The organism is Leptolyngbya sp. AN02str (genome assembly GCF_050565595.1).
Taxonomy (GTDB): Bacteria; Cyanobacteriota; Cyanobacteriia; order Elainellales; family Elainellaceae; genus Kaiparowitsia.
Genome location: NZ_JBNXVR010000034.1, coordinates 1 through 15,014 on the forward strand (window position 1 = coordinate 1; position 15,014 = coordinate 15,014).

Here is a 15,014-nt window from a genome sequence, read left to right on the forward strand (position 1 = left end):
GCAGCAACTGCTTAAGTTTAGTCGGTTTGAGCTATCCTCCGTTTGCCCCAACTTCATCTTGCAGGTGAGGCAATCTACCATGTCACCCAATCGAGCAGTCCGAGAACCAACTTAGTCCAAACTCGAGTATACCAGTTCCCCCCAAAAAGCTGATGCGGTGGTGCAAGATATTGAAGCGGCAGGGGGAAAGGCATTGGCAATTCGGGCTGACAGTGCCGATGTAGAAGCGGTAAAACACGCCGTTGCCGAAACCGTCAACGTCCTCGGTCGGCTCGACATTCTTGTCAACAACGCAGGGGTTGCAGTTTTAGCGCCGATCGACCAGTACTCGATCGAGGAGTTTGATCGAATGGTGGCGGTGAACGTCAGGGGCGTTTTTGTAGCCACTCAGGAAGCTGTTCGTCACATGGGTGAAGGTGGACGGATCATCATGATTGGCAGTGTTAGCAGTGATTTTACCCCCTTTGCCGGTCTCTCGATCTATGCGTTGACGAAGGGGGCGATCGCCAGTTTTACCCACGGTCTTGCCCGCGATTTGGGGTCTCGCGGCATCACGGTCAACACTATTCAACCTGGCCCGATTGACACCGATATGCTTCCTTCAGATGGGGACGCTGCTAAAGCAATCACTAGCATAATGCCCCTCAGTCGCTACGGACAGGTTAGCGAGGTGGCTGGGATGGTTTCCTATCTCGCCAGCCCTGAAGCCGCTTTTGTGACGGGGGCGAGCCTCAAAATTGATGGTGGCATAGCTGCTTGAACAAGACGTAATCAATTTTGTCATTCCTAAACTCAACTCTGCTAAATTCTGATTCACCATTAGAGGTTTATCCCATGACTCACATTCTTCATCTAGATTCGAGCCCCCGTGGCGATCGCTCTGTCTCCCGCATGCTTTCCAAAGAGTTTATTAACCAGTGGAAAATGGCTCATCCCAACGACACCGTCACCTACCGTGATATTGGGCATGACCCGGTTCCTTTTGTCAGCGAAGACTGGATTGCGGCTGCGTTTACACCACCCGAGCAACACACCCCTGAGTTGACTGCTGCAATTCAGATTTCCGACGAGTTGATCGATGAGTTCTTGTTAGCCGATCGCTATGTCTTCAGTATCCCTATGTATAACCTCAGCATTCCTGCTAACTTCAAAGCCTACATCGACCAGATCGTGCGAGTAGGGCGTACATTTTCTGTGGATGAGACCGGTTACAAAGGACTGGTTCACAATAAGAAAATGACGATCATTATGGCGCAGGGAGGAGCCTACCCTGAAGGTAGCCCCACTCATTCCTATGATCTACAAACACCCTATCTAAAACTGATTTTTGGGTTCATTGGAATAACGGATATTGAGTTTGTCTATGCTGATAGATTAAATCTGGGGGATGAAGCCCGTAATCTGGCGATCGCCAATGCCCAATCTGCCTTAAAAGCCGCGATCGTGCAATAACAATTAGCTGAGATTGAGGCAATAGCCTAGGGTGCATCCCACTCTCGCAAGTGCCTACGTCATTCCCAAGAAAGTGGGAATCTATCGGGGAGTAAGCTTTCCGACGTGGATTCCCGTCTACACGGGAATGACAGGCCGCTAGCCGTCAAAATGACAATTTTACAAAAGTGGGATGCACCCGAATATGTCTTCCTACCAAAGTAGTGTCTTCATACAGCAGTCAAAGCCATGTCACAACAGCTTAGAACAATCACCGATCGTCAGTGCCAAAATGCCCCTGCACAGTACAGCGATTTAAAGGCTCTCTTTTTAAACTGCACACTCAATAGAACGCCAGTGTTATCCCATACACAAGGGGTTATCAATATTGCCAAAGCTATTTTCGAGGCCAATGGAGTAACCACTCAAGTCATTCGGCCTGTAGATTATGAAATAGCAGCTGGACTAGGGTTGGATATGTCACAAACGAATGAGTGGCAGGCAGATGAATGGCCCCAGATCCAGAAAGAAATTGATGCAACTGACATCTTAGTGATGTGTACTTCAGTATGGCTGGGTGAAAAAAGTTCTGTTTGTAGCCGAGTTTTAGAGCGGATGTATGGATACACGCATCTTTTGAATGAGAAAGGTCAGTATAGAGATTATGGGAAGGTTGGGGCAACCATCATTACCGGGAATGAAGATGGTGTTAAACATTGCGCTATGAATATCTTGTTTTCCCTATCGCATATTGGCTATACGATCCCTCCCCAGGCGGATGCTGGTTGGCTAGGCGAAGTAGGCCCTGGCCCTTCCTATTTAGACCCAGGGTCTGGAGGGCCGGAGAACGAATTTACCAATCGCAATACCACCTTTTTAGCCTGGAACTGTATGCATATAGCCAGACTACTCCAAGATAATGGAGGTATTCCTCCTCACGGGAACCAACCTGACGTTTGGGATGCAGGTTGCAAGACAGACTTCAAAAACCCTGAGCATAAACGCTAGTAGGGATAGTTTTTCATGGCACAAAATTTTTCAACACACTGCACAAACATCTCCACCTGACCTTTCATGGACAGTCAATCTGCACAAGTCCTGTGTTGCTGTCTTCTTTCAAGACAATGAGCAGTTGGTCAACTGGGTCAATGTTCAGCCTTTATCTGATCCATTGACGTGTATTGGAGATGGGCATGAGGGTATTTGGAACGTCTACACCCAAATTGGCATCCAGACTCAAAGACGGGAGCTTTTGAACTGGTCAGGACTTACGCATTTGTGGTGTGGGGGGGGGGGCGATCCCCCCCCCATCCAACCCCATATGGCCAAGGTTATGAAATCGAGAGTTTAGTTATTGGGAGCGGGCTCCGTAGGGGCTGCCTGGGGTTCTCCCATGGGGGATTGGGTCTGCTGGCGCTGTTGCAATGCCTCTAGCTGACGCCGCCGAAACAACTCTGCCTCAGTGTTAATGCCTTCGCGCTGTTGCCGTTGAAAATCGCTGTAGGTTGTGCCAGAGCCAGTTTGAACGCGATGCATGAGATCAAACAATGAGTTGAATCCAGCATCTTGAGAAAATGGATCGGAACTGCGGGTCTCATCGAGTGCCGAAGCACCGTCTGCATTGGGATTGGAATATTGGGCCATCGCCGGACGAGCCACTGCGAGCAGCATCGTTCCGGCGATCGCTGCAAATCCAACAGTTCCAGCCAAACGGGATAAGCGATTGAAAGCGTTCATAAGCAGATTCTCAGAGTGAAGTCGCAAGAAGGTGAGGCCAACATGGGCGGATAAAAGTCCCAACAGCAAGTAGCAAATAAATGTGCTCTACAGCATAGACGGAATGACTAGAGTTTTGCTCCCATCTGCTGCCACAAACCAAACTGACCGCAGACTAACCTTAGGCAAAGTTACGTCTTAGCAGGGAGCGAATGGCCACTAGAGCGATCGCATCAAACGCCAGCAACACCACCAGCGCCATCCCCAAGGTCACATCCGCAAAGGGAGCCTGCATCACGACACTACCCAAAGACCAATCGCTGTGCAGGTAAAGGTAGCGAATTGGCTCGATCGCATAGCTCAACGGATTGAGACTGGCAATCACGCGCAACCAGCTCGGCATAAAGCTGAGGGGAGCGAGAGCCGTACTGGCAAACAGCAGCGGCAAGTTGGTCACAAAAATGACAGCAATGAGCTCGATATGTCCCGGCAGGGCAAAGGCAAGGCCCAGGCTCAACGCCGTTACCCCCAACACCAGGGTCAGCACAATGCCAAACACAACGGCCAACCCCAGTGGATCGGGCAGGCCAGCGCCCAAAAACGCACTCACCGCCACGATCGCCGCCGTTTGCAGTAGGCTAAGGGTCGCAATAAAAATGGCCGAAGCTAGCACAATTGAAAAACGCGATACCAGCGGAGCCACCAACAGCCGATTCAAAAAGCCAAACTCTCGGTCAAACATGACCGGTAATCCAGCATTCAGCGCTCCACCAAAGGCCGTAAACACCATCACACCAGCCCCCAAAAACTGCCCGTAGTTGGCACTGTCACCAAACAGCCCCTGGGGCACATTTTGAAATAAGGCACCAAATAGCACCAGCCACATGATGGGTTGAATCAGCCCCGCAATGAGGGTGGTAGGCCGCCGCTGAAGCTGAATGAAGAGCCGACGGGTCAGGGCCAGGGTCTCTTGCATAAACTCGCCAAACCCGCCTGATTGGGGAGCGATCGCCCCACTGCCCGAGTTCAAACCAAGGGAGGCTGAGTTTGGAGTAACCGTTTGACTCATAATCGTCTTCTCGTAGGGTTGAGTCTGTGCACTCAAGTTTTGATGCCATTTTGAGCAATGGCGATTGTTATGAAACGTTAGGTTCCTTAGTAATAAGCTAGCGTATCTAGGGCAAACGATGGATCTCGTTGGGTGGGTGACTGCTCTTTTGCAAGGCTCGTCATGGAATGGAGAGATGGTTGGGGGCGATCGCCATTGACGCTACTGTACAAAACCGATGTGAAAACCCGATTTGGCCGTTGCAAAGAGCCTCACAAAAAAGAGACCCTCAAAGTCGTAATCCCTCAGTAAAATCCCCAGACGAGGTAAATCGTATTACGATAGCTTCTAGCGCTTCATCCATATTTTGGCTGCTTAGAAATTCGATTTGTTTAGGGAATTTGGGAAATTGTGACTCAGGTTTCGTCTCAGCTGTGGCAAGTGGTGAGTTGGTTGCAGGAACCAGCGCATGAGCCTGCGTACCGAACGCTGCGGCGAATGGCTCGACGCTACACCAAGCCAGGCTGGCTGGTTGCTGCAACAACGGCTGTGCTGCTGGCGGCTGTAGATTGGCGGTTGGTTGTCACGTCGGGCTTGGGCGGTAGCGTTGGGCTTGGGCTGTATCTAGCCTATATGGGACGGTGGCAGGCTCCGGCGAGCTGGCGCAAACTATGGTATCGGGCCAATCGGCCTTTGCTCATGGCGATCGCAGGCGGCAGTGTTGCAACGGTGAGTAGCGCAACGGCAATCGCATTGTGGAATGAGGCTCACAACCCTGCACTGGCGGGCGGGCTGCTGCTGCAAGGGCTCATGACGGTAGCGTTGGTCGGAATGTTGATGGAGCGATCGCGCCCTCATGCTCCGGCTCGGTCAATGCGGCCTCTCCTGCCACCCCCTTCCCTCGATACCATCGTGGCTCAACTGGCGCACCCCAATCCGCTCAAGCGGCGTATCGCGATTCATCAGGCTTTGGAGTATGCACTAGAAGTTTCTGTGGTTGATCCCATGGTGTTGCACTACCTTTGCGATTGCTTTCACTTTGTGCTCGATCAAGAAACAGAGCCTGAATTGCGCCAAGCTCTGGTTGCAGGGCTACAGCAACTTAGGCAAGATCATCAGCTCACCGCAGGGGAAAATCCCTTTGTGCTGCCGCTGGGTGAATTATGGCAACCCCTGCCAGAAGCCATGAGCGATCGCTCCGGCGAGTGGCTGGAGGAACCCAACCTTCGGGCTACCCAACTCAACGTTTCAACCCGCGCTGCTTTCAATCCGTAATTAAGCGCCAGTTTCGGTTAAGGGCTTTTCTGAGGTTTGCGCGTCGCGCAAACCTCAGAAAAGCTTCTTTTTACGTGTGTGTCGCGTATGCAAAAATGGGCGCTTCAGCTTATCCAAAACTCAGGTTAATTGGGATTGAGCTGAGCTATCCAGCGGGCTGTCATGCGTGGGCAAATTGCAGGGACATTTTCGTGATGCAAACATGGCAGTAGGTCAGTCGCCCTAGAGCCGCCGTAGAATGGTTGTCCTATGTAGATATTCACTGAATTGTGCGGATACCCTTCAGCGCACAGTTTGACAAAATGCGGTGCACCCTGGGGTCGCAATCGCTGGTGCAGAGTTAATCATCGGCTAAAACTTCAGCTCTTTCAGGATGTGGTAAGGGGCTGTCTCAGCGTTCGTTGTTATAGTACCCAATCGCCTTCATCCGGTTGGCAGAGGCGTTGGCTGTTCTTTGGTGGTTGCAGTAGCGGTTTTGAAACAGCCGAGGTTGCTCCCGTAATTTTTACAGGCTTTACGCAAACTTTATACCCGAGCCGGGAACCCCTGGTTAGCACCGACAGTCCTGTCAGTTAGCAAAAACGAAGCGATCGCAAGCTTGGGGGGCGATCGCTAGTTTTGGTGCGTGCTTTGGGCTTCTACTATGCGTGTGGATTTTTAGTTGGTTCGCAGTTTCCCCTAAAACGCGATCCAAATCTGTATCAGTCAACTCATCTAACACCTGGATATCTTTATATGAACAACACTGGCAACGCCAAATCCGGTCAAATTTACGACAAGCTACGTCGCAAAGCCGCGATCGTACTGGCGACCTCTTCGCTCATGATGATGGGCATGCCCATACTGCCTGCATTGGCTCAAACAGAGTCGCTGCAAATTAGCCAACGCCAGGGAGCATGGAACGCCGACCTGAACCTGCGACGCCTTGTGAATGCACGGCAGGAGGTGACAGCCCTTGTCATGCAGCTGGCTGTGCAGGACAAACCTGCCACGAGCTACGCTAATGCGGTCTATCAAATCTTTGGCCGGGTTGATGGTCGTTGGAGAGTGGTGTACACCAATACAGGTGCTCGTCTCATTTCAAATAACAGTGGACGCATCACGCTAGAACCAGAAGTGATTCCCATTAGTGCGCTGTCGGGGGTGCGTAACCTGGCAACGACCGAATTGCGGGCTGTGGTGCAGGTGCGCTACGACGTGCTGGGTGGTAGCCGCAACCAAACGGCCACCTTTGAAACGGTGCAAAACTACAGCGCGATCGCCACGACCCAAACTTCCGACTTTGACAATGACGATGACCAAACCGTTGGAAATGGCTTCAGCCTGGCGATTCGCCAAGATCGAGTCACCATTCCAGAGGTGATTGCGCGCATTTCGCTCAAGTCTCGCACGCGTACCGGTTTTTCTGAAGAGCGCTTTGTGGGTGACTTTCGCTACCGCATGAACCAACGTGCTGAATTTTTGCGGGGCATGAACCCGGGCGATCGCGTGGTGGTGCGGTTGTTTGACATGCGCAACCAAGTGATTGGCTACACAGAGTTTGAAATTCTCTCTAGCCATTCAGCGGTAACGCTGGTGCTTCCCTCAGAAGTGACCTCGAACTGTGGCTGTGCCGGAACGGTTCGAACGGTTTACGGTGTGGATACCGATCGCAACGGCTCGGTCGATACCCGCACCACCGTGTACGACTACTTCACTCGGATTGCCAGTGATTCTCGTGTGACCTTCTTGAGCACGTCATCTTCAATTGATACCCGTCTGTTCTCGTTGTCGGGTTTACCTACGGCTCCCAGCACCTGTAACTACACCAGTTCCTTTGCATCGGGCCGCTACTCGGTGGTCAACCAGGTAGTTTCAGTGTTCTCTAGCACGTCGCGATCGCTCATCAACGCTATTCCTGGAACGCTGGTGCAGCTCATTTCTATTAACAGCAGCAGTACATCCGTTTATCGCGTGAGCCAACTGCTCGTCAACTACACCCAAATCAACAACGTCATCATTCGGGGCGAATGTAACTCTGGCTGCGATCGCTATGGAGACGACGACGATGATGACCGCGACGATGACGACCGCGACGATGATGACGACGACGATGATGATGACGACGACGATGATGACGACGACGACGATGGCGATGATGACGACGACGATGGCGATGATGACGACGACGATGGCGATGATGACGATGATGACGATGATGATGATCGTCGTGGTCGCCGTCGTCGCAACTGTAACCAGGGAATTGGCAATGGTGCCGAAGGCTGTGACCCTGGCAACTCACGTCCTCGTGGCGGCAGCAACGATGAAGGGGGCAGAACTCCGGGTGGCCGCCGTCGCTAAGGGCTAATGTCTCAATCGGATCTGGGGCGATCGCCCCAGATTCCAGCGAAGCTCCTCGAAAAATTAAAGAGGGCCAGGAATTCTGGCCCTCTTTTTTCAATGCTATTTAGTGTTGGTTCACCCACTCTACTCAACGCGAGCAGCGGCCTTGGTCACACGAGACCCGGTTGGGTCAACTGTAAACTCTAGCGGAATGCGGCGCTCATAAGCTTTAACGACCTGGCGATACACATCGTAGCTGGTGTCCAGTGTGCGATTATCCTCTCCTGGCAGACGAAACGTGACTTCATAGTCCACCCGCTTGTTCAACTGGGGCGAACCGACATCGTCTTGCGGCTGAGTGCGCGCCTCAAGTTCATCGACCGTTGGGCGAGGCGGCAACTCTGGCCACCACAACCCCTGGTCATCGGGGCCTGTCACCGCCCCATCGGGACGCTGACCATTACGGTTTTCGAGCGATGTCGAAGCAAATTCTTCAACGCGGGGTGGGCGCTCACTGGCTCCGCCACCTCGCCCCTGATACTCCACCAACCAGGTGTACGTCGTGCGCGCCGATGCCTGGTATTGATCGGTGGTGGTTTGCTCGCAGCCAGCTAAGGTCAAGCCTGCCACGCTAACGGCGATCAGGGCAAACTTTTGGGTTGTTGCAAAAGGAAAGTGCAGCATAAGGCGTAATAAGGGGCAATGTACCGATTTCAAAAACACCCAAGGAATGCTGTGATGTTGCCGTCATTTCCTGGCAACATCACTCGTCTACTATAGAAAACCTGTCTTGGGGCTGGGCTCATAAAGGGACACTTTGCGTCACGATCTCTGGAGCGATCGCTGCCCATCTGAATTGGGAAGGCTAAGATAGAGTCAAGTTGATATTTCTTAACACTGTTTTTGATGGTTGTTTCCACCTCCAGTCCATCCCGGCTCAAGCAGGTTCTCACCGAGAAAGTTTTCTTTGGTAACGAGCCAACGCCCGAGCTGCTTGCCATCCTCACGGTTTACTTCGTGCAAGGTATTTTGGGGCTTGCGCGGTTGGCCGTTAGCTTTTTTCTCAAGGATGAACTGGGGCTAACGCCAGCTCAGGTTTCGGCGCTGCTTGGTATTGTGGCCATTCCCTGGATGGTAAAGCCTCTGTTTGGCTTTATTTCTGATGGGTTTCCCATTTTGGGCTATCGGCGGCGGCCTTATCTGATCTTGTCGGGTTTGCTGGGAGCTGTGTCGTGGGTCATGCTGGCCACGGTGGTTCACAGTGCATGGGCCGCTACAGCCACGATCGCCCTCAGTTCGTTGGCGATCGCCGTGAGCGATGTCATTGTCGATTCGCTGGTGGTGGAGCGTGCCCGCACCGAAACCGTTCAGGATTCTGGTTCGCTGCAAGCCATTTGCTGGGGAGCTTCGGCACTCGGTGGGTTGATCACCGCCTATTTCAGCGGCTTCCTGCTTGAAAAATTTGATACCCATACCGTTTTTCTCATTACCGCCTCCTTTCCGCTCATTGTGTCCCTTATTGCCGGGTTGATTAGTGAACCCCAAGCGGCACAAACCTCAAACTGGGAGCAAATTCGGGGACAGGTCACGCAGCTTAGAGGGGCGATCGCTCAAAAAGCCATTTGGTTGCCCACCGCATTTTTGTTTTTGTGGCAGTCAACCCCAACGGCTGATTCTGCCTTCTTCTTCTTCACCACTAACGAACTGGGCTTTTCTCCTGAATTTTTGGGACGAGTGCGGTTAGTCACCAGCTTGGCGTCGCTGCTGGGCATTTGGATGTTTCAGCGCTTCTTTCGCGGGGTGTCCTTCCGGCAAATTTTTGGCTGGACAACCTTGATTTCGGCGGCGCTGGGTATGACGATGTTGCTGCTGGTAACCCATGCCAACCGTGCGATCGGCATTGATGACCATTGGTTTAGCTTGGGCGATAGCCTGGTTCTCACCGTGATGGGCCAAATTGCCTACATGCCCGTGCTGGTGCTGGCGGCTCGACTCTGCCCTCCGGGGGTAGAGGCGACGCTATTTGCTTTGTTAATGTCGGTAACAAACCTGGCATCGTTGCTATCCTATGAGTTTGGGGCTGGGTTGATGCACCTGCTCAAGGTGACCGAATCAGACTTTCACAATCTGTGGCTGTTGGTGGTGATTACGAATCTCAGCACACTGCTGCCGTTGCCGTTTTTGGGCTGGCTTCCGAGTCAAAAGGATGGCGAAATCGTCTCGTCGGAGTCCTCGCCAGAGGCGTTGCCCCCGTCTGCCTCGGCAGAGGTCAGGCCACCTGTTGCCGTTGGTGAGTTATCCGATTCTCAATTTGTGACAGTTCCGCCTAAAGAGTCTTAACTCTCAACGCACGCGCCCAGCGATCGCCAGTCAGTTTTGTGACCTTGACCGGCGATATGGGCTGGGCTGCTGCATGCAATTTTCTCGTTTCGTAATGTTTCGCAACTTTTTTTTACCTATGCAAGCTCAATCGCCAATTCAAACTCGCCCATACAACCGAGAAGAATGGAGTCGCGGTTATGAATCCCTCCGCGAGGAATTTGATTACCCCATTGATGAGATTGAGGGAGACATTCCGCCTGAGTTGCAGGGAACGTTGTTTCGCAATGGCCCAGGATTGCTGGATATTCGTGGCGATCGCTACCAGCACCCGTTTGATGGGGATGGCATGATTTGTGCGATCGCCTTTCAGGATGGAAAAGCACATTTTCGCAATCGCTATGTCCGCACCGAAGCCTATGTGCAAGAACAACAGGCTCAAAAGATCTTGTATCGTGGCGTTTTTGGCACCCAAAAGCCCGGTGGCTGGCTTGCCAACGCATTTGATTTTCGGCTCAAAAACATTGCCAATACCAACGTCATTTACTGGGGTGGCAAACTGCTTGCCCTCTGGGAAGCTGCAGAGCCTCATCGGCTCGATCCCAAAACGCTAGAAACCTTGGGTCTAGATGACCTGGACGGCGTACTGGCCAAAGGTGACGCCTTTGCCGCGCACCCCTGGGTTGACCCCGACTGCAATGGCGAAACCCGCCTCGTCAACTTTTCCGTTAAACCGGGGCTTTCCACCACCATTACCCTGTACGAACTCAATGAGTCTGGAACTGTTGTCAAGCAACAGAAGCGATCGGTTCCCGGCTTTGCATTTATGCATGATTTTGCCATCACGCCGAACTACTGCATCTTTTTCCAAAATGCGGTGCAGTTCAATCCGTTGCCTTTTGCTTTGGGTATGAAGGGTGCGGGCGAGTGCATTCGTTTTCGCGACAACGAACCCACCCAAATTCTGGTGATCCCTCGGGATGCAACTCGACCGATCCAAACCATTCCGGTCTATTCGGGCTTTGTGTTTCACCACATCAACGCCTACGAGCAAGGTGATACGGTAATTGTGGATTCGATCGCCTACGATGCACTGCCCGCCCCCGAACCCGGACAAGACTATCGCGAGGTCAACTTTGAAGCGATGGCCCCCAGCCAAATGTGGCGCTTGCATCTGGATCTACAGCGTAAAACCGTGTTGCGCGAAAGGCTGGATGAGCGTGCCTGTGAGTTTCCCGTTGTGCATCCCAACCGGGTGGGTCGTCCGTATCACATTGCCTACATGGGAGCTGCTCACGAGCCCCAGAGCAACGCCCCGCTGCAGGCAATCCTCAAGGCCAATGTTGAAACGGGCGATCGCCAACTGTGGAGCGCTGCACCGTGGGGCTATGTGAGTGAGCCTGTGTTTGTGCCGCGTGCCACGTCCGATCCCATGGTTGAGGATGATGGCTGGTTGCTCACGCTGGTGTTCAATGCTCACGAGAGCCGCTCAGAAGTGGTGATTTTGGATGCGGCGGACCTGACCCGTGGCCCACTGGCTCGATTAAAGCTTAAGCACCATGTTCCCTATGGGCTGCATGGTAGTTTTACCCCAGAGGTGTTTGCCTAAGGGGGCGTGCAACCTTGCTCACCGTTGGGCGCTGCATCAAAGGCACGAAGGATGGATATGGCGATCGCCACGCGGGTATTCGCGACCTGCTGTGGACCTGCTCGGCCTGCACGAAGCGTTGCGCAGATCCGCTGCGCAACGCTTCGTGCTTCTAAAAAGCCATTTGTGCAGGCGGTCTAGTGCTTGCCTGGGCAGGGAGCTGGCAGGACGGATACACTAAAGGCGAACTGTTCGGCCTTCTGCATGCGCTCTTGTTTTCATTGGATTGTGGGTCACTTTCCCTTTAGGGTTGATGCTGGTTTTGCAGGGTGGTGCAAAGGGATATTGCGGCGATCGCACAGTCTGCCGCATAGCCTGCGTCTTCGCAATGCTGGCCTGTTGAGCCTACTAACCCTTGTGGCTACGAGTGGGATGGTTCCAAAATTGGCACAAGCAGGGACAGAACCCCTTGTCCTGCAATTTCCAAGCCCAGAAGTGAACGGTAGCTTGGAGTGGTCGGTATTGAGGGCATTGGCCACTCTGGCGATCGCTCTTTCTCTGCATTGGGGGTTGGGGCGCCTGTGGGATCAGGTGTTGCGTTCACGAGTGCGATCGCTCTGGCCAATACCATCCGAACCTCCCAAATCTGATGCCCCCTCAACGGGCATAACCGGATTCCCTGTGGGAAGTCCAGGTCTTTCGCTTGGGTCGACCGGCTTTCCTGGACATACCGGGTTTACGACTCAACCCGACCTGCAACACGGTGAGGCCCCGCCCGATCTTCTAGAGCAACTGCTGAACTTGGGGTTGGCGATCGCACGTGCGTGCGTATGGATCTTGGCGCTGTGGTATGCAACGGGATTGTTTTCCATTACGCGCTACTGGAGCCGTGAAGCGATTGAAGTCCTGCTCGACAGCTTTACCACACCGCTCCTCACCTTGGGGGCCCGCCAGTACTCGTTGCTGCACCTGCTGGCGCTGGTGACCATGCTGCTGCTGTTAATTTTGCTGTCCAAAAATGTGACCGATATTTTCCGCACCCGCATTTTGCGGTTGGCGGTGATGAACCGAGGTGCCCAAGAGGCGATCGCCATCATTTTTCGCTACAGCCTCATTTTCATTGGGTCTCTGGTGGTGCTGCAGCTCTGGGGGTTAGATATTAGTTCGCTCACGATTCTGGCCAGTGCCCTGAGCGTGGGGATTGGTTTTGGTTTGCAAGATATTGCCAAAAACTTTGGTAGCGGTTTGGTGCTGGTGTTTGAGCGGCCTATCCAGGTGGGTGATTTTGTAGAAGTGGGTGAATTTCAGGGAACCGTAGAGCGTATCGGTGCCCGCAGCACCATCATCCGCACGCTGGATCAGGTGTCGATCATTGTGCCTAACTCGCGGTTCCTCGAAAAAGAAGTGATTAACTGGAGCCTTGATAATCCGGTGTCCCGGCTGCATATTCCGGTTGGGGTGGCGTACACATCAGATGTGTCTAAGGTGCGATCGCTCTTGTTAGAAGCAGGGCGGGGCCATCCCCAAGTGCTGAGTTCCCCTAGACCTCAAGTGTTTTTCAAAGGATTTGGCGACAGTAGCCTTCAGTTTGAGCTGCTCATTTGGACGCGAGAACCCAGCAAGCAAATTGTGATTTCGAGCGATCTATACTTTCGAATTGAAAGCTTGTTTCGGGCTAATCACGTCGAAATTCCCTTTCCGCAGCGCGACCTTAATCTGCGACACCAAAGTTTGCCCATTTCTCTATCTCCTGAACTGCTAGAAGCCCTGCAACAATGGCTCGCCAGCCAGCCGCCTCGGGCCGTTCCTCCATCCGACCTCGAAAAGTGACTCTTCGATTGCGAACAGTGACTCGCAGCTGGTTGGACCTTCCATGTTCCACCGCAGCACCCTCAACATCAAACGTAGGGGGCTCTAACCTGCCAATTCTGACAGCGGCACAAACCCTGTTGGAACCTGAGTTTTGGATAAGCTGAAGTGCCCATTTTTGCGTGCGCGTTGCGCACGCAAAAATGGGCTTTTCTGAAGTTTGCGCGCCGCGCAAACTTCAGAAAAGCCCTTAACCGAAACTGACGTTGTTGGAGGGCGATCGCCCAAACCTGCTATCTTGTTCAGCCCAGCGGGAATTCTAACCATAGCTGTAAACGACGGCCACAACGTTCTACTTGGGGAATATTGGGCGGTGCCCCGCAGCGCAACAATTCCCACCATTGGGCAGGTGCAAGCCTTTGGCAAACCTGTCAAGCTATTGTGCGAATCACCTGTTGAATGCAATTCAGGACAGCCTGAGAACTGTCATGCCCATTGGCATGTTGGCGATATGCAGCCACTAAGCTAAGGGGCAGGAGTGGAGGAGGGCTCATGAGGCATAGCCCTGATTTCTCTTGTCATGTCTTTATCCAATCAAATGCATCGTTCCACAGCATTGAGTTCAGCAGTTACTAACGATCGGGCAATGATGGTTAACTCACGCGTTTCACCTGCAATGGCGGCGATCGCATATTTTCTGGGAAATCGCATCCTTCTTCCCAGCTTTTTTGGCCATATCCGCGTGACCGGGCAAGAGAACCTTCCCCACGAGGGGGCGGTCATTTTGGCTCCAACTCACCGTTCCCGTTGGGATGGGTTGATCATTCCCCACATTACCGGGCCAAGTGTAACGGGGCGCTACCTGCGATTTATGGTCACTGCCGATGAAATGACGGGTCTGCAAGGATGGCTACTGCGGCGCTTGGGCGGATTTCCTGTCAATATTCGCCAGCCTGGTATTAGCAGCCTGCGCTACGGCATGGAGCTGCTGCAAAATGGTGAAATGCTGGTCATTTTCCCTGAAGGCGGCATTTTTAGAGATGGGGATTTGCATCCCCTAAAGCCGGGATTGGCCCGCTTGGCAATTCAGGCTGAGCAAAGCCAACCTGAGTTGAGTGTCAAAATTGTGCCCATTCACCTGGAGTACAGCAAGGCCCTGCCAACCTGGGGAGATGATGTGACCGCCCGCATTGGAGAGCCCATCGCGGTCGCTAATTATTTAGAAAGCTCGGCCAAGCAGGGTGCCCGTCGCCTCACAGAGGATTTGCATCAGCGGTTGCTGGAGATGGGAAAGAAACCCTCTAGCCCCCGCGTTGCCTGTCGAAGTGAACACGGCAGCCTGAACCAAACAGTGCTCGATCATGCTGTGTTGGAACCCATGGAGTTAGACGTATTTGAGCAGCCGATGGTGCGGCAATAGCCGATGAGATGGCCGTGGAACTGGCAGCCAAGGCATCGTAAGCTGCAGGTTGCTGCAACTTGCAGCAAATTTAAGGTTTATACAGC

Annotated in this window: 13 protein-coding genes and 1 pseudogene; 11 read left to right on the plus strand and 3 right to left on the minus strand. The window is 53.0% G+C overall.

The window, feature by feature from the left end; translation table 11 throughout:
- Positions 1-145 precede the first annotated feature (145 nt).
- From ACQ4M4_RS20825 to ACQ4M4_RS20835, 3 genes and pseudogenes are all read left to right on the plus strand, one after another.
- Positions 146-760: pseudogene (locus ACQ4M4_RS20825) on the plus strand (SDR family oxidoreductase); the annotation flags it as partial.
- A 74-nt stretch (positions 761-834) separates the two neighbouring features.
- Positions 835-1,452, plus strand: coding sequence for an FMN-dependent NADH-azoreductase (locus ACQ4M4_RS20830; protein WP_430686387.1), 618 nt, complete (start codon positions 835-837; stop codon positions 1,450-1,452).
- 228 nt (positions 1,453-1,680) lie between these two features.
- The gene (locus ACQ4M4_RS20835) at positions 1,681-2,439 is read left to right on the plus strand and encodes a flavodoxin family protein (RefSeq protein WP_430686388.1); all 759 of its coding nucleotides are present in this window, start codon (positions 1,681-1,683) and stop codon (positions 2,437-2,439) included.
- 339 nt (positions 2,440-2,778) lie between these two features.
- Here ACQ4M4_RS20835 and ACQ4M4_RS20840 read toward each other — a convergent pair whose 3' ends face one another.
- Both ACQ4M4_RS20840 and ACQ4M4_RS20845 read right to left on the minus strand, forming a co-directional pair.
- Positions 2,779-3,168: a hypothetical protein gene (locus ACQ4M4_RS20840; protein WP_430686389.1), complete on the minus strand. Its 390-nt coding sequence runs from the start codon at positions 3,166-3,168 to the stop codon at positions 2,779-2,781.
- Positions 3,169-3,328: 160 nt separating this feature from the next.
- Positions 3,329-4,216: an ABC transporter permease gene (locus ACQ4M4_RS20845; protein ID WP_430686390.1), complete on the minus strand. Its 888-nt coding sequence runs from the start codon at positions 4,214-4,216 to the stop codon at positions 3,329-3,331.
- A gap of 162 nt (positions 4,217-4,378) precedes the next feature.
- Between ACQ4M4_RS20845 and ACQ4M4_RS20850 the strand changes: the two genes are divergently transcribed.
- From ACQ4M4_RS20850 to ACQ4M4_RS20860, 3 genes are all read left to right on the plus strand, one after another.
- Positions 4,379-4,507, plus strand: a complete 129-nt coding sequence (locus tag ACQ4M4_RS20850; protein WP_430686391.1) for a hypothetical protein — start codon at positions 4,379-4,381, stop codon at positions 4,505-4,507.
- A 99-nt stretch (positions 4,508-4,606) separates the two neighbouring features.
- Positions 4,607-5,470: a hypothetical protein gene (locus ACQ4M4_RS20855; RefSeq protein WP_430686392.1), complete on the plus strand. Its 864-nt coding sequence runs from the start codon at positions 4,607-4,609 to the stop codon at positions 5,468-5,470.
- A 735-nt stretch (positions 5,471-6,205) separates the two neighbouring features.
- The gene (locus ACQ4M4_RS20860; protein WP_430686393.1) at positions 6,206-7,810 is read left to right on the plus strand and encodes a hypothetical protein; all 1,605 of its coding nucleotides are present in this window, start codon (positions 6,206-6,208) and stop codon (positions 7,808-7,810) included.
- A gap of 126 nt (positions 7,811-7,936) precedes the next feature.
- On the opposite strand, the gene ACQ4M4_RS20865 is transcribed toward ACQ4M4_RS20860, so the two are convergent.
- Positions 7,937-8,476, minus strand: coding sequence for a hypothetical protein (locus tag ACQ4M4_RS20865; RefSeq protein WP_430686394.1), 540 nt, complete (start codon positions 8,474-8,476; stop codon positions 7,937-7,939).
- Between the two features lie 222 nt (positions 8,477-8,698).
- Here ACQ4M4_RS20865 and ACQ4M4_RS20870 point away from each other — a divergent pair, with 222 nt between their 5' ends.
- From ACQ4M4_RS20870 to ACQ4M4_RS20890, 5 genes are all read left to right on the plus strand, one after another.
- Positions 8,699-10,132: a folate/biopterin family MFS transporter gene (locus ACQ4M4_RS20870; protein ID WP_430686395.1), complete on the plus strand. Its 1,434-nt coding sequence runs from the start codon at positions 8,699-8,701 to the stop codon at positions 10,130-10,132.
- 118 nt (positions 10,133-10,250) lie between these two features.
- Positions 10,251-11,720, plus strand: coding sequence for a carotenoid oxygenase family protein (locus ACQ4M4_RS20875; RefSeq protein WP_430686396.1), 1,470 nt, complete (start codon positions 10,251-10,253; stop codon positions 11,718-11,720).
- A gap of 243 nt (positions 11,721-11,963) precedes the next feature.
- Positions 11,964-13,529 (plus strand): mechanosensitive ion channel family protein, encoded by a 1,566-nt coding sequence (locus ACQ4M4_RS20880; RefSeq protein ID WP_430686397.1) that lies wholly within the window; start codon positions 11,964-11,966, stop codon positions 13,527-13,529.
- 199 nt (positions 13,530-13,728) lie between these two features.
- Positions 13,729-14,037 (plus strand): hypothetical protein, encoded by a 309-nt coding sequence (locus ACQ4M4_RS20885; RefSeq protein WP_430686398.1) that lies wholly within the window; start codon positions 13,729-13,731, stop codon positions 14,035-14,037.
- A gap of 117 nt (positions 14,038-14,154) precedes the next feature.
- Complete coding sequence (locus ACQ4M4_RS20890) at positions 14,155-14,928, plus strand: lysophospholipid acyltransferase family protein (RefSeq protein WP_430686399.1); 774 nt, start codon at positions 14,155-14,157, stop codon at positions 14,926-14,928.
- Positions 14,929-15,014: the final 86 nt, after the last annotated feature.